This is a genomic window from Rhodoferax sp. (genome assembly GCF_034519335.1).
Lineage (GTDB): Bacteria > Pseudomonadota > Gammaproteobacteria > Burkholderiales > Burkholderiaceae_C > Allorhodoferax.
On record NZ_JAXHOL010000013.1, the window covers coordinates 1 to 21,972 of the forward strand.

The window sequence follows — 21,972 nt, forward strand, 5'->3', positions numbered from 1 at the left end:
GCTTGTCGCACATCCTAAAAAAGCGCACATGTCACGCTGCGTGAATGGCTTCGCCGTTGCTTGTCATGCTGGCCAATATGCAAGGGTTGCGTTCGGCCCCGAGTCGACCAAGTCCACACCGCGGTCGATCAGGACTTCCAGAATGTTCAGTAAATGCAGTCAAATGCACTCACAACTATATTGTTACAGTCATCCAAAACGGAGCTTCGCATTGCTCACCTGGAAATTGAAGCTATATGAAACCACAGATCCGCCGCCATATGCCGTTACGCCATTGCCTGGTGCTCATACTTTTGTGGAGCGCTATCAGCAGCGCCTTGGCAGCCGACTTTATATATACCGTGCAGCCGGGCGACCATCTTTGGAATCTGGCCCAGCGTTACCTGAAAGCCCCGGCACTGGCAATCGCGCTTCGCGAGCGCAACCATATCCCCGACGATCGCCGTATCGCGCCCGGCACCCGGTTGCGCATACCGAACGAATGGCTGAAGTTGGAGACTGCCCGGGTGCGAGTGGCAGCCGTGGTAGGCGACACGCGGCTGGTCGGCGGCCAGACCCAGTCCCGCAGCCCGGATGTCGGCGAGCTGCTGCAGGCCCCGGTCGAACTGCAGACGGGCGCCACCGGTAGCGTCAGCCTGGAGTTTGCCGACGGCTCACGTGTGCTGGTGCGTCGCGACACCCGCTTGCAACTGCGCAGCGCGCAGCAGCGTGTGCTCGGCAAGGTGCACATGGTGGAGCTGGTGCTGCTGCAGGGCAGCCTGGAGAACCAGGTGAAGTCCATGACCGACACCGGCGGCCGCTTTGAGATCCGCGCGCCGGCGGCCGTGGCGGCGGTGCGTGGCACCCAGTTCCGGGTCTACGCTCAGCCGGACAGCCTGCGTACCGAAGTCCTGGAAGGCGCCGTCAATGTCAGCAACACGGCAGGCCAAGTAAACGCCTCGGCAGCCCAGGGCAGCCTCGCACAAGTTGGCCAGGTGCCTAGCCAGCCGGTAGCGCTGCTGGCCGCACCCGTACTCACGAGCCTACCTGAACGCGTAGAACGCCTGCCCATAGACTTGCCGCTGCCGGCGGTTGCGGGTGCCAGTGGATACCGCACCCAGTTGGCGCCGGGCACGCAGTTCCTAGTGGCCGAGTCGGACGAGACCTCTCCCGCCGCCCGCATCCGTGCGCGCAATGTGGAAGACGGCAACTATGTGTTGCGCGTGCGTGCCATAGACGCCCAAGGCCTGGAAGGTCTGAGCAGCGAGCGCAGCCTGGTCGTGCACGCCCGCCCCGAACCCCCACTGTTGATCGAACCCGCCGCCGATAGCGCCACCACCGCCCCGCAACCCAGCTTCCGTTGGACCCAGGCCGACCCCAGCTGGCGTTATCGCCTGCAAATCAGTAAAGCCGGGCAGAACCAGCCGCTGGAAGAGCAGGAACTGGCCCACACGACCGGCGCAACTGCCCAGCAGGCGCTGCCTCCCGGCCAGTACCAATGGCGCATGGCCGCCATTCACCCGCAAAAAGGCCTGGGGCCCTGGGGTGATGTGCAAAGCTTCAGGCGTGTGCTGCCAGGCCCGGGTGTGGACATACCGACTCCTAAGGACGGCAATCTGCCCTTGCGCTGGTCAGCCCAGCCCCAGGCCGCCCAATACCGGCTACAGGTCGATATGGACAAAACCTTTGTCAACCCGCAAACCGATGCACAAACCGAAACCGCTCAGTACGCCCTCCAAGGCCTGCCCCCCGGCACCCACTATGTGCGCGTGCGGGCGATCGGTGACGATGGCTACACCGGTCCCTGGGGCAGCACCCAGTCCTTCGTAGTGCCCGAGCCCGAGCCCGAACCCAGCCACTGGCGTGCGCTGCTTGTGTTGCTGCCCCTGCTAGGTCTGCTCTGAGCACCTCTTTGCCCCCTTTCTCGCCGCCCAGCAACGTAAAGCAGGGCTGGAGGCGAAGCTTGCTGCGCCACAGCTGGTGGTTGGTAGGCGTGTTCGTGGTTCTGCTGCTGGCATGGGTGCAACCGCGCAGCTTGCAACGTCTGGACCTCATGGCCTACGACCTGCTGCTACCGAGGCAGGAGCTGCTGGCCCATCCACCCGTTGTGGTGGCGATTGACGATGCCAGTCTGGCCGCGCTGGGCCGCTGGCCCTGGCCACGCGCTGTGCATGCCGACATGATCAACCGCCTGCGTGAGGCTGGTGCCAGCGCCATAGCTATGGGCATTTTGTTTTCCGAGCCTGATACCGAGCACCCCGACAGCGACGCCGCTCTGGCCGAAGCCATAAAGCGTCACGGCCACGTAGTGTTGGCGCTGGCACCGTCACAGCTGGCCGGTGGCGGTATTGGTCCGCAGCCCCTGCTGCCTGCATTGGGTGCGGGCCCGACCACCTCGAGTCTGGGTCATGTGGATGTGGAAATAGACGCAGACGGCGCTTCGCGCAGCCTGTTTCTACACGCCGGCAATGGAGATGCAGTCTGGCCCGCACTAGCCCTGGCAGTCCAGCAGGCTTCGGCTATCAGTGCGCCGGCTGCGGCTACCAATGCGCCGACCACCTGGGTGCGCTCCCAGGAAGCCCTACTGCCGCGTGTGCCTGACCTGACCACCATCTCTTTTGTCGCTGCACTGCGCAACCCCCACCTACTGGCACAGGTGCGCGACCGCGTCGTCTTCATTGGCCTGACCGCCAGCGGTTTGGGCGGCGAGTTGGTCACGCCGCTTGCCGGCGCGCAAAGCACCATGCCCTCAGTGGTGTTCCACGCCAAGGCCTATGCTGCGCTGGAGAGTCATGCGCTGATACAGCGGGCCTCGCTGGCAGCCAGCATCGCGTTTGCCTTGCTGATGCTCATAAGCCTCGCAGCCTGGCCGCGGCAGCACGGTCGTTACAACCTGCTGGCCTGCAGTCTGCTGTTGTTGCCCCTGCTGGCCAGCGCCATCACGCTGCGGGCGGCCCAGCTCTGGCTGCCGCCTGCCGTGGCACTGTGCGCCCTGGCGGCTGGGCTGGCAGTGTGGATCGCCGGCCTCTTGCGGTCAGCCAACCGGCGCCAGCAACGCGCGCGCCAGCATGCCCAGGCCACGCTGCAAGCGTTGGACGAAGCCGTGCTCATCATCGATGCGCGCGACGGAAGCGTGCGCTTTTCCAACCCCGCGGCACTGCTGCTGGCCGGTGGACAGCCGCTGCAGGGCCAGCCCTTGCTCAGCAGTTACCCGCTTACCCAGGACAGCCAGTCCCATTTGCAGCAGGCCTTGCTGGCCTGCCTGGAAACCCGGCAGCGCGTGCACGTCCCCCAGCTACTCAGCCTGCATGCCGCGGACGGCATGCGGACGCTGCGCGCCAGGGCCATTCCCTTGTCCAGCCCGGATGGCCAGCTGGACGGTGCGGTGCTAGTGTTTTCTGACGTCACCGAGGCGGTTGCCTCTGCCCGTGAGCTGGACTATGCAGCCAGCCACGATGTACTGACCGGCCTGCCCAACCGCAGTGCTCTGCACGAACGCCTGGCGCAGGCCCTGTCGCGGGCCCAACGGAGCGGAGCCAATACAGCCCTTCTGTTTCTGGACTTGGACCGCTTCAAGCACGTCAACGACAGCTTGGGTCACAGTACCGGCGACCAAGTGCTGAAAATTTTGGCCCAGCGGCTGCTGGCCGTGTGCCGCGACACCGACACCGTGGCCCGCTGGGGCGGCGATGAGTTCGTCATATTGCTGGAAGACGTGGATGGCCACGAAGGTGCGGCCAGCGCTGCCGCCAAGGTGCTGGCCGCACTCACGCGCGATATCGAGCTGGGAGCCGACTTCAACGATATCCGACTGCCCAGTTCCGGTAGCGTAGGAGTGGTGCTAGCGCCGCAAGACGGCAGCGACCCGGACGACCTGCTGTCCAAGGCCGACATGGCCATGTACCGCGCCAAGGAGCAGCCACGGGCAAGCTTCCAGTTCTGGTCTAACGACATGAATAGCCGCATGCACAACCGGCTGGCGCTGGAAATCGATCTGCGCCGTGGCCTGCGCGATGGTCTGTTCGTGCTGCACTACCAGCCCCAGTTTGCACTGGACAACCGGCAGCTGGTCGGCATGGAGGCGCTGATGCGCTGGCAGCGCACGCCGGAACAGCTGGTCATGCCAAGTGACTTCATTGGTGTGGCCGAGGAGTCTGACCTGATCGTCGACCTGGGTGCCTGGGCTATCTTGCAGGCAGCACGCCAGGTGGCGCAGTGGCTGCGTGCCGGCCTGCCAGCGGTGCCCGTGGCGGTGAACCTATCGGCCCGCCAGTGCATGAACCGCGACATCGTGCAAGTCGTCCGCTTGGCCTTGGTGGAGACTGGCATCCCACCGCATTTGTTGCGCCTGGAGATCACCGAAACCACGGCCATGGCCAATGTAGACCAGGTCATTAGCCTGCTCCAAGAAATCCATGCCCTGGGCGTGAGTATGGCGGTAGATGACTTCGGCACCGGCTACTCATCGCTCTCCCACCTGAAGCGCTTCCCTATCGACGAGCTGAAGATAGACAGCAGCTTTGTGATGGACCTTGCCACTGATAAAGGCGATGCCGCTATCGTGCGCGCCACCATCGCCTTGGCACACGGCCTAGGCATGAAGGTTGTGGCGGAGGGCGTTGAAACCGAAGAGCAAAGCCGGTTGCTGACCGCCGTACGATGCGACATCGCCCAAGGCTACTGGTTCGGCCATCCACAGCCACCGCAGATAGCCACCGATTTACTAGCGAACAAATAGCACTCAACGCCAAGTCTTGGACCAGTTCACAGGCGAAATTTATTTTACAAACGGGCACATAGCGCTCGTTAAATATGTGCGAGCAGCTACTAAAAACGTAGCAATTACATCTCTAACAGCTCGAGCTTTGGCATTGGGCCGCGTAGTACGGTGCCTTAAAACACAAGGAGAAAGACTATGGCTACCAACACCAACCAAAAACTGGCCGTGCTCATTGATGCGGACAATGCGCAGGCATCCGTCATCCAGGAGCTGCTGGCCGAAGTGTCGCGCTACGGTACCGCCACGATCAAGCGCGCCTATGGCGACTGGACGACCACCAACCTTAAGGGGTGGAAAGAGGTACTGCACAAAATGGCCATCCAGCCGATACAGCAGTTCAGCTACACCAGCGGCAAAAACTCCACCGATGCGTCTTTGATCATCGACGCCATGGATGTGCTGCATGACGACACGGTTGATGGCTTCTGCTTGGTCAGTAGCGACAGCGATTTCACCCGCCTGGCTACCCGCATCCGCGAGGAAGGCAAAGTGGTTTACGGTTTTGGCGAACGCAAAACGCCTGAGCCCTTTGTGGCGGCGTGCGATAAATTCATTTATACAGAAATTTTGCGTAACGAGCCTGAGGAGGTTAAGCCGGGTGCGGAACCAGTGGCTGAGTTGCCCAAGCTCAAACCTATTTTGTTGAATGCACTCAACGCAACCGTCCGCGAAGACGGTTGGACCACCCTGTCCGCACTAGGAAGTCAGATTAGCCGCAGCCACCCTTCATTTGACCCACGCAACTATGGCGTGGCCAAGCTGGGTGAACTTATTCGTCAACAGGCGTCCTATCTGGATGTCAAAGAGGTGAGAAGTGGCGAGGGTGATGCGGTTCAAACGCATTTGCATGTGCGGCGTAAAGTAAGTTCGCCATCAAAGGGTTAGCAGCGATGGGATTCAAACAGTTTTTGGATCGACTCTTGAATCATCCGCCACAAGCGGCTGTGCCAAGTAAACCTGAATCTTTGGCTCATTTCGAAGATCCAACGGGCTACTACACCGTCCGCGGGGAAAAGTTTGACGACGCTTATAGCCATTGGCTGAAAACCAAGGTGCTAGATGCCGCAAAACTTCATGCTCTTGGGGTTCAAGCAATACTCGCCAACTTGGACAACCGAAGTGGCTATGTCCGTGAGTTTTGCTTGAGGGCGCTTGAGGTGCTGGCGGAGCCCAACACCTTTGGGCCCGTGATCGGTAGGCTGAATGACTATGTGCCAAGCAACCGAGCAAGGGCCATGCGCTTGGTTCTGGCTTGGCTGGCAGACCTACCACTGCCTTTGATTGTTGACATTCTTCCAGACATCGAATCTTTGTCTGGACAAAGTCGCGTAAGTCATGAAGAGATTTTCGGGGCGCTGAATTCGCGTTTGGACAGTGCAGAGGGGCGTGAAGCACTTGTCGCAGGGCTACAGCACCATCGGGCCAAAGTACGCAGAGCTTGCTGGTTACGCACTTCGCAGGCCTTAACCTGGTCAGCCCAAGAGCGCATTTTTTATGCAATGCAAAGTGGTGACCCCGCTATCGCCAGAAGCGTGGAGCGGGATGTCTTCGAGCTTCCTGACAGCGATTTGTTGGAGTGGATGAACAAGATCACACAAGTGCGTGCCATGCCATTGCGCAGAGCCATTCTGGTTGCCATGCACCGCAGAGCTTTGGCGCACCCCCAGACGCTCATTGGGTTGGCGCTGTGGGATGACTCCTTCTCTATTCGATGGCTCGCGTGGCATTGGTCAAAGGCTGAGCCCCAGACTTTGTTTTCCCTCTGCAGGGATGCAATTCAGGGGAGTGGCAGTTCACGCCGCAAGCGATACGCACTCGAGGGACTGGTGGAGCTGAAGTCTGCCGAGGCCTTGGCAATAGTCAGAGCGACTCTTGGATCAGAAAGTGCCGTGCTACGCCGGTTCGCATTGGTGGCGGTTTGTGCAATGGATAAAGAAAACAGTGCCGAGTACGTTGCTGCAGCCATTGAGGACAGCGACTTCGACGTAGTGCGCGCTGCCTTCAAGCAATTGGTAGTGCTGGGGCTTCCGGTCCCGGTGGACGTGATTGCGGCTACGGCACACAAACGAAATAGCGACCTGGCCTTCTTTGAACTACTGCTAACAACAGCAAGCCTCATGTATGTCTGGCCGGCATTGCATCTGGCAAGCTTCACTTCGCTCTGCATGCCCGCGCTGCAAATAAAGCTCGCCCCCAAAGTAGGAGTTTTCTTCAGTAAGCTGCAATTAGCGGAGGTTTACTTGCCACCCACCAAACAGCAGTGGGCGGCCATTTGCAGCTGGATGCCCATCGATACCTTGCCACCTGGTTCTTCGCTTCGCTACGTGATGGACATCTATGCCAAGCGCATGAGCACATAGCTGGGCGGGAAGACCCCCGGTCAGCCAAAGTTGCATAGGCCCTAAGCCTGCCATACCCCAAACCCGGCAGACCTCAGGTCGATGCCCACCTCGATCTCCTTGTCCACCGCGTCTTGGTAGTGCATGGGGTTAAAGCCTTCGTACAGGTCGGGCAACAGGCGCAGGCCGTATTGCTGGGCAAAGCGGTTGGCCTGAATGCCGGCCTTGTGCTTGTCAAAGCGCACATCCGGGTCCAGCCCGGTCATGCCCACATACGCACAGGGCTTGCCGTCCACATAACCCGGGTTATTTTTGCGAAAGCGCGGCTCCAGCAGCACGTCTTTGTGCAGCTCTATCACATAGACGTGGTGGTGTTTACGGCGCGCCATGCTGCGAGTTGTCTTGGCTTTGGTTACACCGCCAGCTGCGTTTGCAGCATCTGTGCGGGCGTGCTGGGCTCGTCCGGGTCGGTTACCAGGGTGATTTGCCAGCCACCCTCTGTGGCTTGTGCGGCAATACCTTCTACCTTGGGGGCGCCGGCCAGAAGGTGCAGATGGCTTATCTGGCCCTGGGGGGTGACGATGCCAATGGCTGAGCCCACGCAAGCGCCGTCGTGGTAGCTGTCGTTCGTGCTCTCGGCCACGGCGCAAAAGGCCCAGGCGCGGCCGTGCAGGGGCGTGCCGTCGGTCAGGCTCAGGGGCACGCCGTTCACCTCGCCCAAGTCCATGGCCTGCACCTCGCGGGGGCTGGGTGGCTCGGGCTGCTGGCCCGCCAGCCAAGGGGCCATGTGGCTCCACGCGTAGCGAATGCAGGCGCTCAGTGCGTTGCCCTTGTTGCCCCGCTGCAGCAAGAGCAAGTCGTCGCCCAGCATGAAAGCGCCTTCGATGTTCAGGTCTGCAAAGTGAGCGCGCAGCGGCGCGTACAGCGGCGCCAGATCAACAATGCGCGGCTCCCCACTGGGGGAGCCTTGCGCGTCCAGCGCCAGCAGCACGCCAGTTTGGCGCTGTGGCTTGGAGCCAGAGCCCAATGTCAACAAGGCCCCGTGGGGGCAGCCCGGCAAGGGCGGCAGCAGGGCCAGGGTTTCGAAGTCGGGCTTGGCTTTTTTGCGCTCGCCCTTGTCATGCGGCAAGTCGCCCTGCAGCAGCCGCAGCAGTGTGCCGGGCGCATCCACTGCGCTGCTGTCAAACACCGCCATGTGCAGCTCGTCGTCGGCCACCACAAACAGCCGCTCCCCCACGCGCACCAAGCCGCTGGCCGCACTCCAGTGCGCCACCCCCCGCGGGTGGTCTGCCGGGTTGAGCGTCAGCGCGCGCACGAGGTTCGGGGTGAGGGTGGTGCGGGAGCTGGGACTGGCTGGAGGCATGCGGCAGTATAGAGCGCGCGCTTACCGAATTGGAGTGAAAGTTGGGCCTGGAGCTTATGGAATATGCGCAAGCAGCTACTAAAAGCGTAGCAATTCTACCGTTGCAGACTCGACGCAATGCCCGGCAGTTTGCGCCTTCATCGCTTCGCGGCGACTATCTCTTGCCACGCTTTGTCGGCCTGCTGGCGATAGGCTTTCCAGTCGCCAGTGAGCCAGCGCTGGCGGCCGCGCTCGGCGTAAAACAAATGCAGCTTGTTGTCAAAAAACTCCCACACTGCGCCGCTGGTGGGAATCAAGCCCTCGCCCAGCGACAGCCCGTTGGAGCAATGCCCGTTGTATTGCGGCGCATAAGCCGCAGGGTTGGCGGCAAACTTGTCGGCGCTGGCCTTGGACGCAAACCGCCAAGGCACCCCCAGGTACTGCACGGTAAACGTGCTGTTGCCGTCCACCACCTGGTGGCTGGCTTTGGCCTCGGGTGAGTAGTACGACACTGCATCTTTGCCACCAATGGCGGCACCATTCATCCAGCCGGTGCTCACCGGCTCGGCGGCATGGGCCAAGGTGGCGAGGGCGGCCAGCAGCAACGCGGCGCAGCGGATAAGTAAGGTTTTCATGGTGAGCTGGCAATACGGTTGAAAGATGTTTGTCTGCTCACGCCGCACATTCTTACAAGCTGCGGTGCAGCACCGCGCACCGCTTAGGCCTTATTCCAGATCACCAGGCCAATGCCACCCAAGATCGCGCAGCCCGACAGCGCCATATGCCAGGTAGCGGCCTCGCCCAACAGCACCACGCCGCCCACCGCCGCAATCACCGGCACACTAAGCTGCACCGTGGCGGCGTGGGTGGCTTGCAGCGTGGGCAACACCCGGTACCACACCGCGTAGCCCACGCCCGAAGTCAACGCGCCTGAGGCCACCGCATACAGCAGGCCGCTACTGGTAATGTGCAGCTGCGGCAGCGCCACCGCACTGAGCGCCAGCGCCATTGGCACGGTGCGAATGAAGTTGCCCGCGGTGACCGCCGTAGGGTCCGCGCTAGCGGGGCCAGATGGGCGCCGGCCGCGCAGCGAATAAGCGCCCCAAGCCACCCCGGCACCCAACATGGCCGCCGAGCCCGCCAAGCCTGGTGCCGCCACACCCGGCAGCATCAGCACCACCAACCCCGCCACTGCCAGCGCAAAACCCGCCAGCTGCCGCAGGCTCAGGCGTTCGCCGCAGTACAAGCCCCAGGCAATCATGGTGGCCTGCACCGCACCAAACAGCAGTAGCGCCCCCGTGGCCGCCGACATGCTGAGGTAGGCAAACGAGAACCCAGCGGCGTACACAAACAAAGCTACTGCGGACCAGCCATCGCCCGGCAGCAGGGCCGTGCGCGCCGCCTGTGGGCCAGGCTTGCGCTGCAGCCACACCAAGGCGGCTAGCGTGATGGCGCCAGACACCAAACGCACGGTGGTGAAGCTGGCTGCATCCATGGCGCCGCCCTTGAGCGCCACACGGCACAACAGCGAGTTGCCCGCAAAGGCGAGCATGGCGAGGGCGAGTAGAGAAATGTTGAATGGGGAGCCCATGGCGGAGCAGTGTAGGTGTGAGGCGCTTTATGTATGAGAAGTGCTTCCAGAGCCCGTGAAATATGCGCAAGCAGCTCCTAAAAAAGTAGCGTTCCATAGGTAATTGGCTAGAACGACGCACCCGATTCGCTCAAAAGCGCCAGCTCCTCTGGCTTGGTGGGCAGCAAACAGCACCTCTAGAATGCTCCCAACTAAATCAAACAGCACGGCGTCCAAGCGTTAGTGCAACGGGAGCGAACAATGAACCAGCCACGCTACAGCGGCAAGCTCAAGAAGTGGAACGGTGAACGCGGGTTTGGATTCATCGTGGCAGATGATGGCGGGCAAGATATCTTCGTCCATATCAGTGCCTTCGCACGCAATGGCTGCCTGCCCACCGAGGGCGAGGTGCTGACCTTTGAGGTGGAGCCCGACAGAAACGGCAAGCGCAGTGCTGTGCGTGTTCGCAGGCCAGGCGAAATTCATAGCGCCCCAGCGCCGCGGCGGCCAGTACGTCTCAGCAAATCTGGCGAAGGCGAATCGCCCGGCTTTTTTGGCAAGGCCATCAGTGGCTTGCTGGTGTGTGCATTGCTGTGGTTTGGCTACAGCCACTATGCAAATCGCGCGGCCCGTTTTGATTCGGCTTTGCCAGCTCCCCCCGCGAGCTTGTCGCCAGCCAAGTTGTCGCTACCAAACGGCTTCAGGTGTGATGGACGCAGCATGTGCAGCCAGATGACGTCGTGCCAAGAGGCCACACTGTTCCTGCAAAACTGCCCGGGTATGCAATTGGATGGCAACGGCGACGGCATACCGTGCGAGCAGCAATGGTGTGCCAAATAGGCATCTAGCCCGCGTGGAATATGCGTAAGCAGCTACTTAAAGCGTAGCAAATCAGCTGCCACAAACTTAGAACGAAGACCCCGGTTCGCTCAAAAACGCAAGCTCATCGGGCGTGGAGGCGCGGCCCAGGATGGCGTTGCGGTGGGGGGGGGGCAGCGATCGCTTTCTGGCGCAGCTCAAAGCGCGTGGTGCAGCGTCGCACTTTGATAATTGATTGAGTGCCTCGCCGATGACTTCAAATTTGCGCTCCACTGCAGCCTGGGCCATCGCGTTGTTGGCGTATGCGGCAGCATCCATGCCATTCGTGAACGACTGAATCACCAAGGCGGACTCGCGCACTTCCCACAAAAAAGCCCGTGGGTCACGCTGCATAAACGGCTTCGCGGCTGCGATTGATACTGGCCAGCACGTAGGGATTGCGCACCGCATCGGGTTCTACGAGGTCCACGCTGCGCCCGAGCAATATTTCCAGCTCTTTTTTGGCTCCGAATAGCATTTGCAAGTTCGGTTGAACGCCGGGCGCAAATTCCACCAGAAAATCTGCATCGCTGCTGGCAGGATCAAAGTCTACTGACCGCGCTGCTGAGCCAAACACCTCCAAGCGCTGAATGCGGTAGCGCTGGCAAATGGCAGAGATGCCGGGGCGGTGTTGTGCAATGATGGGGTGCATGGCTGGAGTTTACCGGAGCAAGCCTTTTATGTGCCAAATTGGCCTCTAGCGCATGTGAAGTCTACGCGAGCAGCTACTAAAAGCGTAGCAAATAGAGTGCCGCAAACCTAGAACGACGCCCCCGGCTCGCTCAAGAATGCCAGCTCCTCGGGCGTGGAGGTGCTGCCCGGAATCGTGTCGCGGTGGGGGTAGCGGCCCAAGCGTTCGATGATGGCCTGCTAAGAAAAGAAGCTGTCTTGAATGGCGCCGACAAACACTGCGGCCTGTTCCACGACCCAGAGCGCATCGACAGTGTCCAGCGGGTCACCTTTGTAGTCGGCAATGAGCCGCAAGTCTTCCGCTTTGTTGAAAGACTTGCCTAACTCCACGGGGAACTTGCCAAGTTTGACCAGGTGCAATGAAAAGGCACTGATAAGACCGCTATGGGTTTTGGCAACTTCGGGTGAGACAGGAGCCTTGCTGGCCAACAGCGCACCGCGGGCTGCGTCAAACATCGCGTAGTACGCTCGGTTGCAGGCGCCGTCGTTGTCACCATCCGCCAATAACGTGCGAGCACTGGCTAGTGCGCGCTGGGCCTTGACCATCAAATCGTGTTCGTTCATGACAGCGCAATACCGTCACGCGCAATGTTGTGCAGCAGATGGGGGTTGGAATAACTCTCGGGGTGTGCCCACTCAGACTCCCAAACGGGCAGTGGCTGGATGCGAATACCCGTGTCCAGCAGGACGTCATAGGCAATGTCGTTCATTGCCATCTTGGTGTGCACAAAATGCCCCGGCGCACCTTTCAGCACTACGGCCACATCGGCATCGCTCTCTGCATGTGCCGTGCCACGCGCACGGCTACCAAACAGCAGGATGCTTTGCGTTGGGTATGCACTGGCAATCCGCGCCGCGAAGGCGCGGGTGGCCGTTAGGGTGTCGGTTGGGAGGTTCTCGCGCAGCATGGGTTGGAGTTTACCGTGGGCTGCAGTTTATGTGTCAAATTGGCCTCTAGCCACCGTAAAATATGCGCAAGCAGCTACCAAAAATGTAGCAAAACCAAGGTGCCACACTAGAACGAAGACCCCGGTTCGCTCAGGAAGGCCAGCTCCTCAGGCGTGGAGGTGCGGCCCAGGATGGCGTTGCGGTGGGGGTAGCGGCCAAAGCGGTCGATGATGGCCTTGTGGCGCAGCTCAAAGTTCAGGTTGTTCTCCAGGCCAGGCTGCGCAAACAGCCGCACCGCCTCAGCGTGCACCACGGCGGACTCGCTGTGCATGTAGGGCATGTAGGCAAAGGCTCGCTGCTTGGGGCTCAGGTGCTGCTCGTGCCCACCGGCCACCATCTCCTGCGCCAGCACAAGCGCCAGCGCATCCTGCGCAAACGCGCGCGGTGTGTCGCGGAAAATGTTGCGCGAGAACTGGTCCAACACCAATATCTCCGCCAGCCGCCCCTCAGCCGTGGCGCGCCAGGCAAACAACTCGCAGCGGGCTGCGGCTTCCAGCGTGAGACAGAAGCGGCTGCGCATCGCTTCGTCCAGCGCGGTGTCTTTGGCGAAGAGCTGCTTGGGGGATAGCTCGGTGAACCAGAAGTGGAGGATGGGTTGGGTGCATGGGAGCAGGCGCCAATAAGATCATTTGAATGACGAGCTTTTTGCCGCAGGCCTGCGCGTACTTGCGCAGGGTCGCAAAAGATGGGGAGTGCTTTTCGCTACGCAATGACGCCTCCAGCCGAGAAACGGCAGACACGGTGGTGCCCATGCGGCTTGCCACATCGACTTGAGTGAGGCCCGCAGCTTGGCGCGCCTCCAGCATGGTGTGCAGCGCGGTGTATTCCTCTTCCAGCGCGTCGAATGCCTTCTTCACGCCGGGTTTGGCCAGCAGTGCTTTGCGGAATGCCGCGTCATGCGGCACAGGTTTGTAGCCGGTATCAGCCATGTTGTACCTCTTTCAGTCGTCTACGGGCCAGGCGCAATTCAAAAAGCCCGGCGCCCATGGCTCTGGAATGCGGCATACGCAGATCAGCACCATGCAAAGCCATGGCATCGGTGAGGCGAACATAGTCAGCAACAATGCCTGCTGGCATGGTCAGAACCTCTTTACGAACACGCTCGTTGTAGTAGGTGATGCGCCAAGTCATTGAATTTAGATCGAAGACTCAAACAGAAAGGCCAGTTCTTCGGGCGTGTGGCCCAAGAGAGCGTTGCAGTGGGCATGTAGCAAAATCCGCCTATGCTGTATTTGAAATGCACAGGCATCGTGCAAAAAGCATTGGGCCTGTCGAAAAATTCTTTGATCAATTCCATGCCCAGCGCGGCTCCGCTGGGCAACTGGTACATCCATCGTTTTGACATCGGGCGGCGCAAGGCCTATATCTTCATGAGCGAGGTGACCTTACTCTCGTTCATCTTGTTTCAAGGGAAAAAGCCCGTAACGGTCGAATCGCTGCCCAACATGCTGCTCGCCGGTCTGCAGCAACTGCTCCAAATGCGCGGCATCAGCGACGATGCCATTGACCGGGCATTGGTGCCGTACTACGAAGGCAGCTTTGCCAAAACTGATAGCTGCACTGACCTGGGTTCACTCAACGACTTGGTGCAGCGTTACCAATGGATCATTGAAGACAATGGCGGCTTGGATCGGTGCGACCTCACACAGATCATTATGGGCACTAACGCCATGCCACAGCGCCGGTTGGGTTGGTGTACTTCGTGGGAGATAACGGAAAGCAAAATTCAGTTGCTTAGCTGAGCGCACCGCGTCGTCGGAGCGGAGGTTTTCATACTGAAAATGCCTCTAGCCTCCATGAAATATGCGTGTGCAGCTACCAAAAGCGTAGCAAACCAGCTGTGGCAACCTAAAACGAAGACCCCGGCTCGCTCAGGAAGGTCAGTTCTTCAGGCGTGGAGGTGCGGCCCAGGATGGCGTTGCGGTGGGGGTAGCGGCCGAAGCGTTCGATGATGGCTTTGTGGCGCAGCGCAAAGTCGTAGTTGCTATCCAGCCCCGGCTGCGCAAACAGCCGCACCGCCTCGGCATGCACCACGGCGGACTCGCTGTGCATATAGGGCATGTAGGCAAAGGCGCGCTGCGCGGCGTCAGCTGCTGGTCGTGCCCACCGGCCACCATCTCCTGCCCCAACACCAGCGCCAGCGCGTCTTGCGCAAACGCGCGGGGCGTGTCGCGGAAGATGTTGCGCGAGAACTGGTCCAACACCAATATCTCCGCCAGCCGCCCCTCGGGCGTCGCGCGCCAGGCAAACAGCTCGCAGCGCGCCGCAGCTTCCAGCGTGGTGCCAAAGCGGCCGCGCATCGCTTCGTCCAGCGCGGTGTCTTTGATGAAGTGCTGCTTGTCGGTTAGCTCTTCGAACCAGAAGTGGAGGATGGGTTGGGGTTGCATGGGGTGCGATTACACAGCCGTAGGCTGGGCAGAACCGGGTGACTAACCGGCTCTGCGGGAACTGTGTGGCGCTTTGGGTTTGATGCTTGGCACTTTGATGCCAAAGGCATCCGCCAGGCGCTGCGCTTGCTGGGCGGATTGCACCAGCGCCTTCTGCAGCGCTTTGGGAGAAGGTGTCAGGCGGCTTGGCTGAGTTTTTGCGGTGGTGGTGCGGCCCATAAACCCGTTAATTCAACGAAGCGCCAGTATCTGCCGCAAGAGTGGCGGTAGATCGTTCTGAATGGTCTGTCACACGATCGCGAGGTAATCAGCGGCGCGCAGCGGGTCTGCCCGGCTCATACGGCCACTGCTTCACGCAATACCTGTTCCCTGAAACTCGCGGGCAATCCATTGGGCGTCAGCACATCTACATCCATGCCCAGCAGTTGCTTCAACTCAAACCGGATAGCGCCGATGTCCATCAGCGTGGTTTGTGCGGTGGGTTCCACCAGCAAGTCCAGATCGCTGTCCGCCGTGTCGTCACCATGCAGCGCAGAGCCAAACACCCGCACACCGCTCACGCGGTGGCGCAACGCAATCTCGCGGATTTGCGTGCGGTGCAGCGAAAGGGCTTCGGAGGGGCGCATGGGCTTGAGTTTAACGGAGTGACCTGTTTATGTGTCAAATCGGCCGCTAGCCAGCGCAGACTGTGCGCAAGCAGCTACTAAAAACGTAGCAAATACAGCCCTGCTTGAAGTCGCACATTGCGACTTCAAGTCTGCCAAGTCTGCGTGGGATGCTTCTCGGAACGGGACTGCGCAAGCGTCAGCCCGGCGGCAGTGCGTCAAGTTGATTTTTCAATGCGGGTAGTGCTGTTTGAACGGTGTCCCAGACCACTTCCAGGTTGATGTCAAAGTAGCCATGGGCAATACGGTTGCGCATGCCACGCATGCTGCGCCAAGGGATTTGACCGTGCTGTTCGGCAAAGGCGGGGTATTGATCCATCACCTTGGTTGCCGCTTCGCCCAAGACGATCAGGCTCATCACCACCGCTTGCTGGGTCCGCTTGTCTTGTACGAAGTCCGCTTGGGCCATGCCTTCTGTGAAAGACTGCGCGTCTGCAATCGCTTGTCGCATGTGGTCCAGATAGTCCGGCAACCTGTTCAGGGTCATACAGGGCGGGCTTCCTGGGCGACAACGTCGCGGAACTTGATGGGCAGGTCTTTGAGGGTCAGCACATCGACGGATACGCCCAGCAACTCTTGCAGTTCATCCTGCAGGCCACCCAGATCGAACAGTGTGGTGCCAGGCAGTGTGTCCACTAACAAATCCAGGTCGCTGCCCTCTTGGTCATTCCCATGCAGGGCTGAACCAAATACCCTGGGATTGGCCACGCCATAACGTGCCGCTGCACGGCAGACAGCTTCACGGTGTTGGCTCAGGGCTTGGGAGGGGCTCATGGGTTGGAGTTTAACGGAGTATGCCGTTTATGTGTCAAATCGGCCTCTAGCCCCCGTGAATATTGCGCAAGCAGCTACTAAAAGCGTAGCAAATACAAGGCAAAGCCTAGAACGAAGAGCCCGGCTCGCTCAGGAAGGCCAGCTCCTCTAACGTGGAGGTGCGGCCCAAGATGGCGTTGCGGTGGGGGTAACGACCGAAGCGGTCGATGATGGCCCTGTGGCGGCGTTCAAAGTCCAGGTTGTATTCCAGGCCAGGCTGCGCAAACAGCCGCACCGCTTCTTCGTGCACCACCGGCGACTCGCTGTGCATATAGGGCATGTAGGCAAAGGCGCGCTGCGCGGGCGTGAGCTGCTGGTCATGCCCACCGGCCACCATCTCTTGCGCCAACACCAGCGCCAGCGCGTCCTGCGCAAACGCGCGAGGAGTGTCGCGGAAGATGTTGCGCGAGAACTGGTCCAACACCAATATCTCCGCCAGCCGCCCCTCTGGCGTTGCGCGCCAGGCAAACAACTCGCAGCGGGCTGCGGCTTCCAGCGTGGCGCCAAAGCGGCTGCGCATCGCTTCGTCCAGCGCGGTGTCTTTGACGAAGTGCTGCTTGGGGTTTAGCTCGGTGAACCAGAAGTGGAGGATTGACTGGGGTTGCACGGGCCCCAGTTTACCCAGGCGGTTGTTTATGTGCCAAATTGGCATCAAGCCCGCATTGAATGTGCGCAGCAGCTAAGAAAAGCGTTGCGACTGCGGGGCTTTTTAAGTGGCTTCGAGTGCCTCATGTTGGGCTGCCGGTCCTCATCCCGTCAGCAGTAGCAAAACCAGTTTCGGCAGGCCGCTTGGATCAAAATCCGATCAAGAAACCACGACCACGGTGGCTTGGGTGTCAATTCGAAAACCATACTTGGAAAATCGAAGTTTGAGTTCCGGCTCAAGCTCCACAAAGCCTGGCCGCTTGCTGTTGCAAGCTTGCGCCTTTTTGCGCGTGAACTGCACCAATTGTTTTGTGTGATGCTCTATCAAGAAGCAGATTGTGGACTCCAACTGGTCGCAAGCCACCTTTCGCCAGTCGCCCTTGCCCTTGCGCTCTTTCAACTCCAGCAAGAACAGTGACTTGGTCGTGGTCAGCATGGCATCGCAGCGACCACGACCTGGCTCTGCGCTAGCTCGAATCACGCACCCGTCAACCGCCGTGAAGGTCACGGGGATTTGCTTTTCATTCTTCACCGTCGCCGTCCACTTCTCCTTGGCATTTGCTAGGTCGGTGTCGACGTAAGCCACTTGACTATTTTGGTCATCGCAGACGCCAAAGGCTTCTTGCGTGTAGGGCCCGCTTTGGCAATGGGGGTTGAAGAAATCCATAGCTCAAACGGCCTCTTCCAAGTCCAGCAACTGGTCGAACAAATCGTTGCCCATGCGGAGGTAGGCATTGAGTGCATTGCCGTCCGAAGGTATGCCTTCAAAGCTAGACAGCTCGGTCACTGTGCCTCTCTCTTCGCTCATCTCGTAAATGGCCAAATCTTGCGGCGCCACCATGGCGTGTGCCGGCACTATTGCAGCAAGTGCATTCATCAAATCTGCACGATCCATCGCTTGAAACTTGGTGTGCAGTTGATGTGCCTGTACCGCTAGACTGAGATAACTCACGATATACGGGCTGTGGGTGGTCATGACCAGCCGGTTGTGTGGCCCTTGGGTATTGAACTCCAACAGGCTTTTGAGGATTTCCCACTGCGAAGCCGGGAAAAGGTTTTGTTCGGGCTCCTCCACGATGTTCCAAAAAGCTTTTTTGTTGAACCGGGCCGACAGGGTGGACAGTGCCGCTCGCTGTTGTTCTTCTGTCAAGCTTTCGTTAGCAAAGATCTCTGCCGCCCATTTCTTGAAGCGATCTAGCTCCTGCGTGCTCATAGGGGCTTGATCTTTTGATTCCACCGTTCCCGCAAGATAGCGGCTCACCAGATAAACGGGCACCAGCGACTGAAAGCCGCTGGAGGCATCGGTCAGCCGCAGCTTGTGGTTGGTGCCTTTAAGGTGGAGCAAGTCGTTGAGCTTGTCGTATTCCAGCTCGGTATCGTTGATGGGCAGGCGCACCGCACCGCTCATGTGTGCCTTGGCCTTGTCATACTCTGCCAAAAATTCCTTCAGGGCATCTGAAGAAAGCTTCAATTCCCTGGGGTGCCGCACATAGGCAATGAAATTGCGCTCGGCCGGCACATACATCACCTGTGGCAACTGGTAGTTGGTGTCGGCTCGTTTATTGATCAACAAGCGTGAGTCTTCCGACCGAAATTCGTATGCGTCGCCTTGGAACTCAATGTGGCTGCCCTCCGTCTGAAGGTAATGCTCAAGACGGTGGTATGGCAGCAACTGATTTTTAAGCCTGTCTTTGCGCTCAAACCAGCGCTGTTCATAGTCGCCGCGCACCAAGGCCTTTTCCATCCATGCAAAGGTAGAGAAGAGCTTGGCCAGCGTGCTTTTGCCCGAGCCTTGGTTGCCAATGAAGACCGTCACTCGCTTGAAGTCGATCCACCCATCGTTACCCTGCATGCCCTGCTCGATGGGGCCAAAGTTTCTGATTTTTAGTCGCGTCATTTGTTGCTTTCTTGTGCGAAGGGCATTTTTGGGTTGCTACTGGCCGTTGAAGGCATTGTGCTGCAGGGACTTTTTGAGGTCGTCGAGGGCGCTTATTTATCTTTCTCCCAGGCTTCCACTTTTGAGCGGTACGGCTATAGATGGCAGCTCAAACTCTGTGTAACCGCCTTCTTAGACCCAAAACCGATCGCATAAAGCTATTGGGCGTCTGCTATTTCCCCCAACTATCCTTCAACCCCACCGCCAAGTTAAACACAGGCTTGGAACCAGTGACGTGATCCACCCGATCCGCCACAAAGTACCCATGCCGTTCAAACTGAAACTTCTGGTCCGGCAAAGCGTTGGCCAATGACGGCTCAACAATCGCGGTGACGACCTTCAGGCTGTTCGGGTTCAGGCTCTCAATAAAGTCTTTGCCGCCCGCGTCGGGTTGCGCGTCGCTGAACAGGCGGTCGTACATGCGCACTTCGGCTTGCACGCCGTCGGCCACGCCCACCCAGGTGATGGCGGCTTTCACCTTCACGGTGTCGGCGCCGGGGGTGCCGCTCTTGGTGTCGGGCACCACGGTGGCCAGCACTTCGGTGATGACGCCGTTCGCATCCTTGTTGCACCCGGTGCACTCGATCACGTAGCCGCCCTTCAGGCGCACCTTGTTGCCGGGGAACAGCCGCTTGTAGCCCTTGGGCGGCACTTCTTCAAAGTCTTCGCGCTCGATCCACACCTCTTTGCCGATGGTGAAGTGGCGCGTTGGGCTCTCTACACCTTCGGGCGGGTGGGGCAGGGCGGGCAGGGTGCAGGCTTCCAGGTGGCCGGCGCCCATCACCTCGTCCCAGTTGGTCATCACCAGTTTGACGGGGTTGATGACGGCCATGCCGCGGTGGGCCTTGGCTTCCAGGTCTTCGCGCAGGCAGCCTTCCAGTGTGCTGTAGTCAATCCAGCTATCACTCTTGGTCACGCCAATGCGGTCGGCAAACATCTGAATCGCCTCGTGCGTGAAGCCGCGGCGGCGCAGGCCGACGATGGTGGGCATGCGCGGGTCGTCCCAGCCGCTCACCTTGTGGTCGTACACCAGCTGTGCCAGCTTGCGCTTGCTGGTGATCACATAGGTGAGGTTCAGGCGGGCAAACTCATATTGGCGCGGGGGGGGTGTGTCCAACAACTTGCCTTCGGCCAGGCGCTCCAGCAGCCAGTCGTAAAACGGGCGCTGGTCTTCAAATTCCAGCGTGCACAGGCTGTGGGTGATTTGCTCCAGCGCGTCTTCGATCGGGTGCGCGTAGGTGTACATCGGGTAGATGCACCAGGTGTCGCCGGTGTTGTGGTGCGTGGCGCGGCGGATACGGTAGATGGCCGGGTCGCGCATGTTGATGTTGGGGCTGGCCATGTCGATCTTGGCGCGCAGCACCATCGATCCATCTTCGTGCTTGCCGTCGCGCATTTCGCGAAAGCGCACTAGGTTCTCTGCGGGCGTGCGTGTGCGGAAGGGGCTGTCGACACCGGGCTTGCCAAAGTCACCGCGGTTGACGCGCATTTGCTCGGCGGTTTGCTCGTCCACATAGGCGTGGCCGGCTTCAATCAAATACTCTGCCGCGCGGTACATGAAGCCGAAGTAGTCGCTGGCTTGGTAGGCTGCGGCATCAGGCGCGCCGTTCCAGTCAAAGCCCAGCCACTTCACCGCGTCAATGATGCTGTTGACGTATTCGGTGTCTTCCTTCTCGGGGTTGGTGTCGTCAAAGCGCAGGTGGCAGACGCCGCCGTAGTCGCGCGCCAGGCCGAAGTTGATGCAGATGCTCTTGGCGTGGCCGATGTGCAGGTAGCCATTGGGCTCGGGCGGAAAGCGGGTGCGGATCTTGGCGGGGTCAGGCTGACCCGCGGCATGGTGCGCAGCGTCGCCCGGGGTGCCGGCCCATTTGCGGCTGGCGTAGGTGCCTTTGTCCAGATCGGATTCGATGATCTGTCGCAGGAAGTTGCTGATCTTGGGGGATTCGGGGGTGTTGGCGGCGTTAGCGGCGGAAGAAGGGGTGTTGGCGCTCATGCGCTGGATTTTAGACGGCGCTTTGCTTTGTGCAGGGCCGCCCGTACACTGGGGCACAGCAGTTTCCACACTATTTGAACAAGCAGCTGTTTATGGTCTTGCCCCCCACGGTGCCCAACGCCCATGCGCTCCATATGGCGCGGCTGTACGAGCAGTCGCCGCTGTTTGTGTCGCTGTTTGATGCGACGGACACCATGCGGTATGCCAATCCGGCGTTTCGCACGGCGTTTGACGTGGCCCCGGGGGCGGAGCCGACCTGGACCGACCTGATGCGCTGCAGCCACACATCGGGTGTGGGCGCGGCCATCAAAACGGATGACTTTGAGGCCTGGCTCACGTCCACCCGCTCGCGCCGGGGCAAGCTGCCGTTTCGCACCTTCGAGGCCGACCTGACCGATGGCCGCTGGATCTACATGACCGAGACGGTGGACGAGCAGGGCTGGATGCTGTGTGTGGCGTTTGATATTTCGTCCATGCGGGTGGGGGAGCGCTCGCTGCGCATGGCGCGCGACGGGGCGCTACGCGCGGCGCAGGTGGATGCGCTCACCGGCATCAGCAACCGCGCTCACGTGCTGCAGCAGCTGGACAAGCGCCTGGACCAGCTGCGCGAGCGCCAGCAGCCCTGCGGCCTGGTGATGCTGGACCTGGACCATTTCAAGCGGGTGAACGACACCTATGGCCACCACGCGGGCGATGGGGTTCTGGTGCACTTTGCCCGGCTGGTAGAGGCCACGCTGCGCCGGGAGGATGGCTTTGGCCGCCTGGGGGGCGAGGAGTTCATGCTGTTGGTGCCCAACATTAGCCACGCAGCGCTGGAGCAGATGGTGGGGCGGGTACTGGAAAAAGCGCGCAGCGCCCGCCCGTTGCCCGAGGTGCCGGACTTTGCCTACACCTGCTCGGCCGGGCTCACCATGTTGGACCCGAGCCAGGACGCCGCCCACAACATGCGCCGGGCGGACTACGCGCTTTACGCGGCCAAGGGGCAGGGGCGGGACCGCCTGGTCTGGGCCGAGGCGTAAGTCGGGCG

The 21,972-nt window shown here is 60.3% G+C and carries 24 protein-coding genes and 4 pseudogenes; 7 read left to right on the forward strand and 21 right to left on the reverse strand.

Annotation, left to right across the window (positions count from 1 at the left end; all coding sequences use genetic code 11):
* The first annotated feature begins 236 nt into the window (after nucleotides 1-236).
* The 4 genes from U5O12_RS06180 (at nucleotide 237) to U5O12_RS06195 (ending at nucleotide 7,119) form a co-directional block, all read left to right on the forward strand.
* A complete protein-coding gene (locus U5O12_RS06180) occupies nucleotides 237-1,883 on the forward strand; it encodes a FecR domain-containing protein (protein ID WP_322577794.1) in 1,647 nt (548 codons plus the stop codon).
* A 59-nt stretch (nucleotides 1,884-1,942) separates the two neighbouring features.
* Nucleotides 1,943-4,717: an EAL domain-containing protein gene (locus U5O12_RS06185; protein ID WP_322577795.1), complete on the forward strand. Its 2,775-nt coding sequence runs from the start codon at nucleotides 1,943-1,945 to the stop codon at nucleotides 4,715-4,717.
* Nucleotides 4,718-4,894: 177 nt separating this feature from the next.
* Entirely contained in the window at nucleotides 4,895-5,644 is a 750-nt protein-coding gene (locus U5O12_RS06190; RefSeq protein ID WP_322577796.1) for an NYN domain-containing protein, read from the forward strand.
* A 5-nt stretch (nucleotides 5,645-5,649) separates the two neighbouring features.
* Nucleotides 5,650-7,119: a HEAT repeat domain-containing protein gene (locus tag U5O12_RS06195; RefSeq protein ID WP_322577797.1), complete on the forward strand. Its 1,470-nt coding sequence runs from the start codon at nucleotides 5,650-5,652 to the stop codon at nucleotides 7,117-7,119.
* 41 nt (nucleotides 7,120-7,160) lie between these two features.
* Here the strand turns inward: U5O12_RS06195 and U5O12_RS06200 are convergent, their stop codons facing one another.
* From U5O12_RS06200 to U5O12_RS06215, 4 genes are all read right to left on the reverse strand, one after another.
* Nucleotides 7,161-7,487 (reverse strand): hypothetical protein, encoded by a 327-nt coding sequence (locus U5O12_RS06200; protein WP_322577798.1) that lies wholly within the window; start codon nucleotides 7,485-7,487, stop codon nucleotides 7,161-7,163.
* Between the two features lie 23 nt (nucleotides 7,488-7,510).
* The gene (locus tag U5O12_RS06205; RefSeq protein WP_322577799.1) at nucleotides 7,511-8,461 is read right to left on the reverse strand and encodes a DUF6929 family protein; all 951 of its coding nucleotides are present in this window, start codon (nucleotides 8,459-8,461) and stop codon (nucleotides 7,511-7,513) included.
* Between the two features lie 137 nt (nucleotides 8,462-8,598).
* Nucleotides 8,599-9,075, reverse strand: a complete 477-nt coding sequence (locus tag U5O12_RS06210) for a YHS domain-containing (seleno)protein (RefSeq protein WP_322577800.1) — start codon at nucleotides 9,073-9,075, stop codon at nucleotides 8,599-8,601.
* Between the two features lie 83 nt (nucleotides 9,076-9,158).
* Complete coding sequence (locus U5O12_RS06215) at nucleotides 9,159-10,031, reverse strand: DMT family transporter (protein ID WP_322577801.1); 873 nt, start codon at nucleotides 10,029-10,031, stop codon at nucleotides 9,159-9,161.
* Between the two features lie 240 nt (nucleotides 10,032-10,271).
* On the opposite strand from U5O12_RS06215, the gene U5O12_RS06220 reads away from it, so the two are divergent.
* Nucleotides 10,272-10,850, forward strand: coding sequence for a cold shock domain-containing protein (locus tag U5O12_RS06220; protein WP_322577802.1), 579 nt, complete (start codon nucleotides 10,272-10,274; stop codon nucleotides 10,848-10,850).
* 66 nt (nucleotides 10,851-10,916) lie between these two features.
* Here U5O12_RS06220 and U5O12_RS06225 read toward each other — a convergent pair.
* From U5O12_RS06225 to U5O12_RS06265, 9 genes and pseudogenes are all read right to left on the reverse strand, one after another.
* Nucleotides 10,917-10,997 (reverse strand): annotated as a pseudogene (locus U5O12_RS06225) (DUF924 family protein); the annotation flags it as partial.
* Nucleotides 10,998-11,063: 66 nt separating this feature from the next.
* Nucleotides 11,064-11,279 (reverse strand): annotated as a pseudogene (locus U5O12_RS06230) (HepT-like ribonuclease domain-containing protein); the annotation flags it as partial.
* The gene (locus tag U5O12_RS06235; RefSeq protein WP_322577803.1) at nucleotides 11,212-11,520 is read right to left on the reverse strand and encodes a nucleotidyltransferase family protein; all 309 of its coding nucleotides are present in this window, start codon (nucleotides 11,518-11,520) and stop codon (nucleotides 11,212-11,214) included. The pseudogene U5O12_RS06230 and the gene U5O12_RS06235, both read right to left, overlap by 68 nt.
* A gap of 107 nt (nucleotides 11,521-11,627) precedes the next feature.
* Nucleotides 11,628-11,732 (reverse strand): DUF924 family protein, encoded by a 105-nt coding sequence (locus U5O12_RS06240; protein WP_416221456.1) that lies wholly within the window; start codon nucleotides 11,730-11,732, stop codon nucleotides 11,628-11,630.
* 6 nt (nucleotides 11,733-11,738) lie between these two features.
* Nucleotides 11,739-12,122: a HEPN domain-containing protein gene (locus tag U5O12_RS06245; protein ID WP_322577804.1), complete on the reverse strand. Its 384-nt coding sequence runs from the start codon at nucleotides 12,120-12,122 to the stop codon at nucleotides 11,739-11,741.
* Nucleotides 12,119-12,466, reverse strand: a complete 348-nt coding sequence (locus U5O12_RS06250; RefSeq protein WP_322577805.1) for a nucleotidyltransferase domain-containing protein — start codon at nucleotides 12,464-12,466, stop codon at nucleotides 12,119-12,121. Before U5O12_RS06250 ends, U5O12_RS06245 begins: the two co-directional genes overlap by 4 nt.
* A gap of 107 nt (nucleotides 12,467-12,573) precedes the next feature.
* A complete protein-coding gene (locus U5O12_RS06255; RefSeq protein WP_322577851.1) occupies nucleotides 12,574-13,119 on the reverse strand; it encodes a DUF924 family protein in 546 nt (181 codons plus the stop codon).
* Nucleotides 13,120-13,138: 19 nt separating this feature from the next.
* Nucleotides 13,139-13,435, reverse strand: a pseudogene (locus tag U5O12_RS06260) (helix-turn-helix domain-containing protein); the annotation flags it as partial.
* Nucleotides 13,428-13,637, reverse strand: a complete 210-nt coding sequence (locus tag U5O12_RS06265; RefSeq protein ID WP_322577806.1) for a type II toxin-antitoxin system RelE/ParE family toxin — start codon at nucleotides 13,635-13,637, stop codon at nucleotides 13,428-13,430. The gene U5O12_RS06265 and the pseudogene U5O12_RS06260, both read right to left, overlap by 8 nt.
* Nucleotides 13,638-13,729: 92 nt before the next feature.
* Here U5O12_RS06265 and U5O12_RS06270 point away from each other — a divergent pair, with 92 nt between their 5' ends.
* Complete coding sequence (locus U5O12_RS06270; RefSeq protein ID WP_416221455.1) at nucleotides 13,730-14,248, forward strand: DUF6933 domain-containing protein; 519 nt, start codon at nucleotides 13,730-13,732, stop codon at nucleotides 14,246-14,248.
* Nucleotides 14,249-14,354: 106 nt separating this feature from the next.
* Here U5O12_RS06270 and U5O12_RS06275 read toward each other — a convergent pair.
* From U5O12_RS06275 to U5O12_RS06310, 8 genes and pseudogenes are all read right to left on the reverse strand, one after another.
* Nucleotides 14,355-14,893: pseudogene (locus tag U5O12_RS06275) on the reverse strand (DUF924 family protein).
* Nucleotides 14,894-15,228: 335 nt separating this feature from the next.
* Nucleotides 15,229-15,519: a nucleotidyltransferase family protein gene (locus tag U5O12_RS06280; RefSeq protein WP_322577808.1), complete on the reverse strand. Its 291-nt coding sequence runs from the start codon at nucleotides 15,517-15,519 to the stop codon at nucleotides 15,229-15,231.
* Nucleotides 15,520-15,697: 178 nt separating this feature from the next.
* Nucleotides 15,698-16,045, reverse strand: a complete 348-nt coding sequence (locus tag U5O12_RS06285) for a DUF86 domain-containing protein (protein WP_322577809.1) — start codon at nucleotides 16,043-16,045, stop codon at nucleotides 15,698-15,700.
* Entirely contained in the window at nucleotides 16,042-16,332 is a 291-nt protein-coding gene (locus tag U5O12_RS06290) for a nucleotidyltransferase family protein (protein WP_322577810.1), read from the reverse strand. The genes U5O12_RS06285 and U5O12_RS06290 overlap by 4 nt, the downstream gene beginning before the upstream one ends.
* 106 nt (nucleotides 16,333-16,438) lie before the next feature.
* Entirely contained in the window at nucleotides 16,439-16,978 is a 540-nt protein-coding gene (locus U5O12_RS06295) for a DUF924 family protein (protein WP_322577811.1), read from the reverse strand.
* Between the two features lie 198 nt (nucleotides 16,979-17,176).
* On the reverse strand, nucleotides 17,177-17,683 hold the full coding sequence (locus U5O12_RS06300) for a hypothetical protein (RefSeq protein WP_322577812.1): 507 nt from the start codon (nucleotides 17,681-17,683) through the stop codon (nucleotides 17,177-17,179).
* Between the two features lie 3 nt (nucleotides 17,684-17,686).
* Nucleotides 17,687-18,760 carry a hypothetical protein gene (locus U5O12_RS06305; RefSeq protein ID WP_322577813.1) on the reverse strand — a complete coding sequence of 358 codons (1,074 nt, stop codon included), beginning with the start codon at nucleotides 18,758-18,760 and terminating at the stop codon, nucleotides 17,687-17,689.
* Between the two features lie 364 nt (nucleotides 18,761-19,124).
* Nucleotides 19,125-20,945 carry a glutamine--tRNA ligase/YqeY domain fusion protein gene (locus U5O12_RS06310; protein WP_322577814.1) on the reverse strand — a complete coding sequence of 607 codons (1,821 nt, stop codon included), beginning with the start codon at nucleotides 20,943-20,945 and terminating at the stop codon, nucleotides 19,125-19,127.
* 92 nt (nucleotides 20,946-21,037) lie between these two features.
* Here U5O12_RS06310 and U5O12_RS06315 point away from each other — a divergent pair, with 92 nt between their 5' ends.
* Nucleotides 21,038-21,964 (forward strand): GGDEF domain-containing protein, encoded by a 927-nt coding sequence (locus tag U5O12_RS06315; protein WP_322577815.1) that lies wholly within the window; start codon nucleotides 21,038-21,040, stop codon nucleotides 21,962-21,964.
* Nucleotides 21,965-21,972 lie beyond the last annotated feature (8 nt).

Coding starts and splice junctions, on each gene's coding strand:
- U5O12_RS06265 (WP_322577806.1), bottom strand. CDS start 13,637: ATGACTTGGCGCATCACCTACTACAACGAGCGTGTTCGTAAAGAGGTT.
- U5O12_RS06280 (WP_322577808.1), bottom strand. CDS start 15,519: ATGCGCCCCTCCGAAGCCCTTTCGCTGCACCGCACGCAAATCCGCGAG.
- U5O12_RS06245 (WP_322577804.1), bottom strand. CDS start 12,122: ATGAACGAACACGATTTGATGGTCAAGGCCCAGCGCGCACTAGCCAGT.
- U5O12_RS06290 (WP_322577810.1), bottom strand. CDS start 16,332: ATGAGCCCCTCCCAAGCCCTGAGCCAACACCGTGAAGCTGTCTGCCGT.
- U5O12_RS06215 (WP_322577801.1), bottom strand. CDS start 10,031: ATGGGCTCCCCATTCAACATTTCTCTACTCGCCCTCGCCATGCTCGCC.
- U5O12_RS06270 (WP_416221455.1), top strand. CDS start 13,730: ATGCTGTATTTGAAATGCACAGGCATCGTGCAAAAAGCATTGGGCCTG.
- U5O12_RS06310 (WP_322577814.1), bottom strand. CDS start 20,945: ATGAGCGCCAACACCCCTTCTTCCGCCGCTAACGCCGCCAACACCCCC.
- U5O12_RS06285 (WP_322577809.1), bottom strand. CDS start 16,045: ATGACCCTGAACAGGTTGCCGGACTATCTGGACCACATGCGACAAGCG.
- U5O12_RS06315 (WP_322577815.1), top strand. CDS start 21,038: ATGGTCTTGCCCCCCACGGTGCCCAACGCCCATGCGCTCCATATGGCG.
- U5O12_RS06300 (WP_322577812.1), bottom strand. CDS start 17,683: ATGGATTTCTTCAACCCCCATTGCCAAAGCGGGCCCTACACGCAAGAA.
- U5O12_RS06235 (WP_322577803.1), bottom strand. CDS start 11,520: ATGCACCCCATCATTGCACAACACCGCCCCGGCATCTCTGCCATTTGC.
- U5O12_RS06180 (WP_322577794.1), top strand. CDS start 237: ATGAAACCACAGATCCGCCGCCATATGCCGTTACGCCATTGCCTGGTG.
- U5O12_RS06210 (WP_322577800.1), bottom strand. CDS start 9,075: ATGAAAACCTTACTTATCCGCTGCGCCGCGTTGCTGCTGGCCGCCCTC.
- U5O12_RS06195 (WP_322577797.1), top strand. CDS start 5,650: ATGGGATTCAAACAGTTTTTGGATCGACTCTTGAATCATCCGCCACAA.
- U5O12_RS06190 (WP_322577796.1), top strand. CDS start 4,895: ATGGCTACCAACACCAACCAAAAACTGGCCGTGCTCATTGATGCGGAC.
- U5O12_RS06205 (WP_322577799.1), bottom strand. CDS start 8,461: ATGCCTCCAGCCAGTCCCAGCTCCCGCACCACCCTCACCCCGAACCTC.
- U5O12_RS06220 (WP_322577802.1), top strand. CDS start 10,272: ATGAACCAGCCACGCTACAGCGGCAAGCTCAAGAAGTGGAACGGTGAA.
- U5O12_RS06305 (WP_322577813.1), bottom strand. CDS start 18,760: ATGGAAAAGGCCTTGGTGCGCGGCGACTATGAACAGCGCTGGTTTGAG.
- U5O12_RS06200 (WP_322577798.1), bottom strand. CDS start 7,487: ATGGCGCGCCGTAAACACCACCACGTCTATGTGATAGAGCTGCACAAA.
- U5O12_RS06250 (WP_322577805.1), bottom strand. CDS start 12,466: ATGCTGCGCGAGAACCTCCCAACCGACACCCTAACGGCCACCCGCGCC.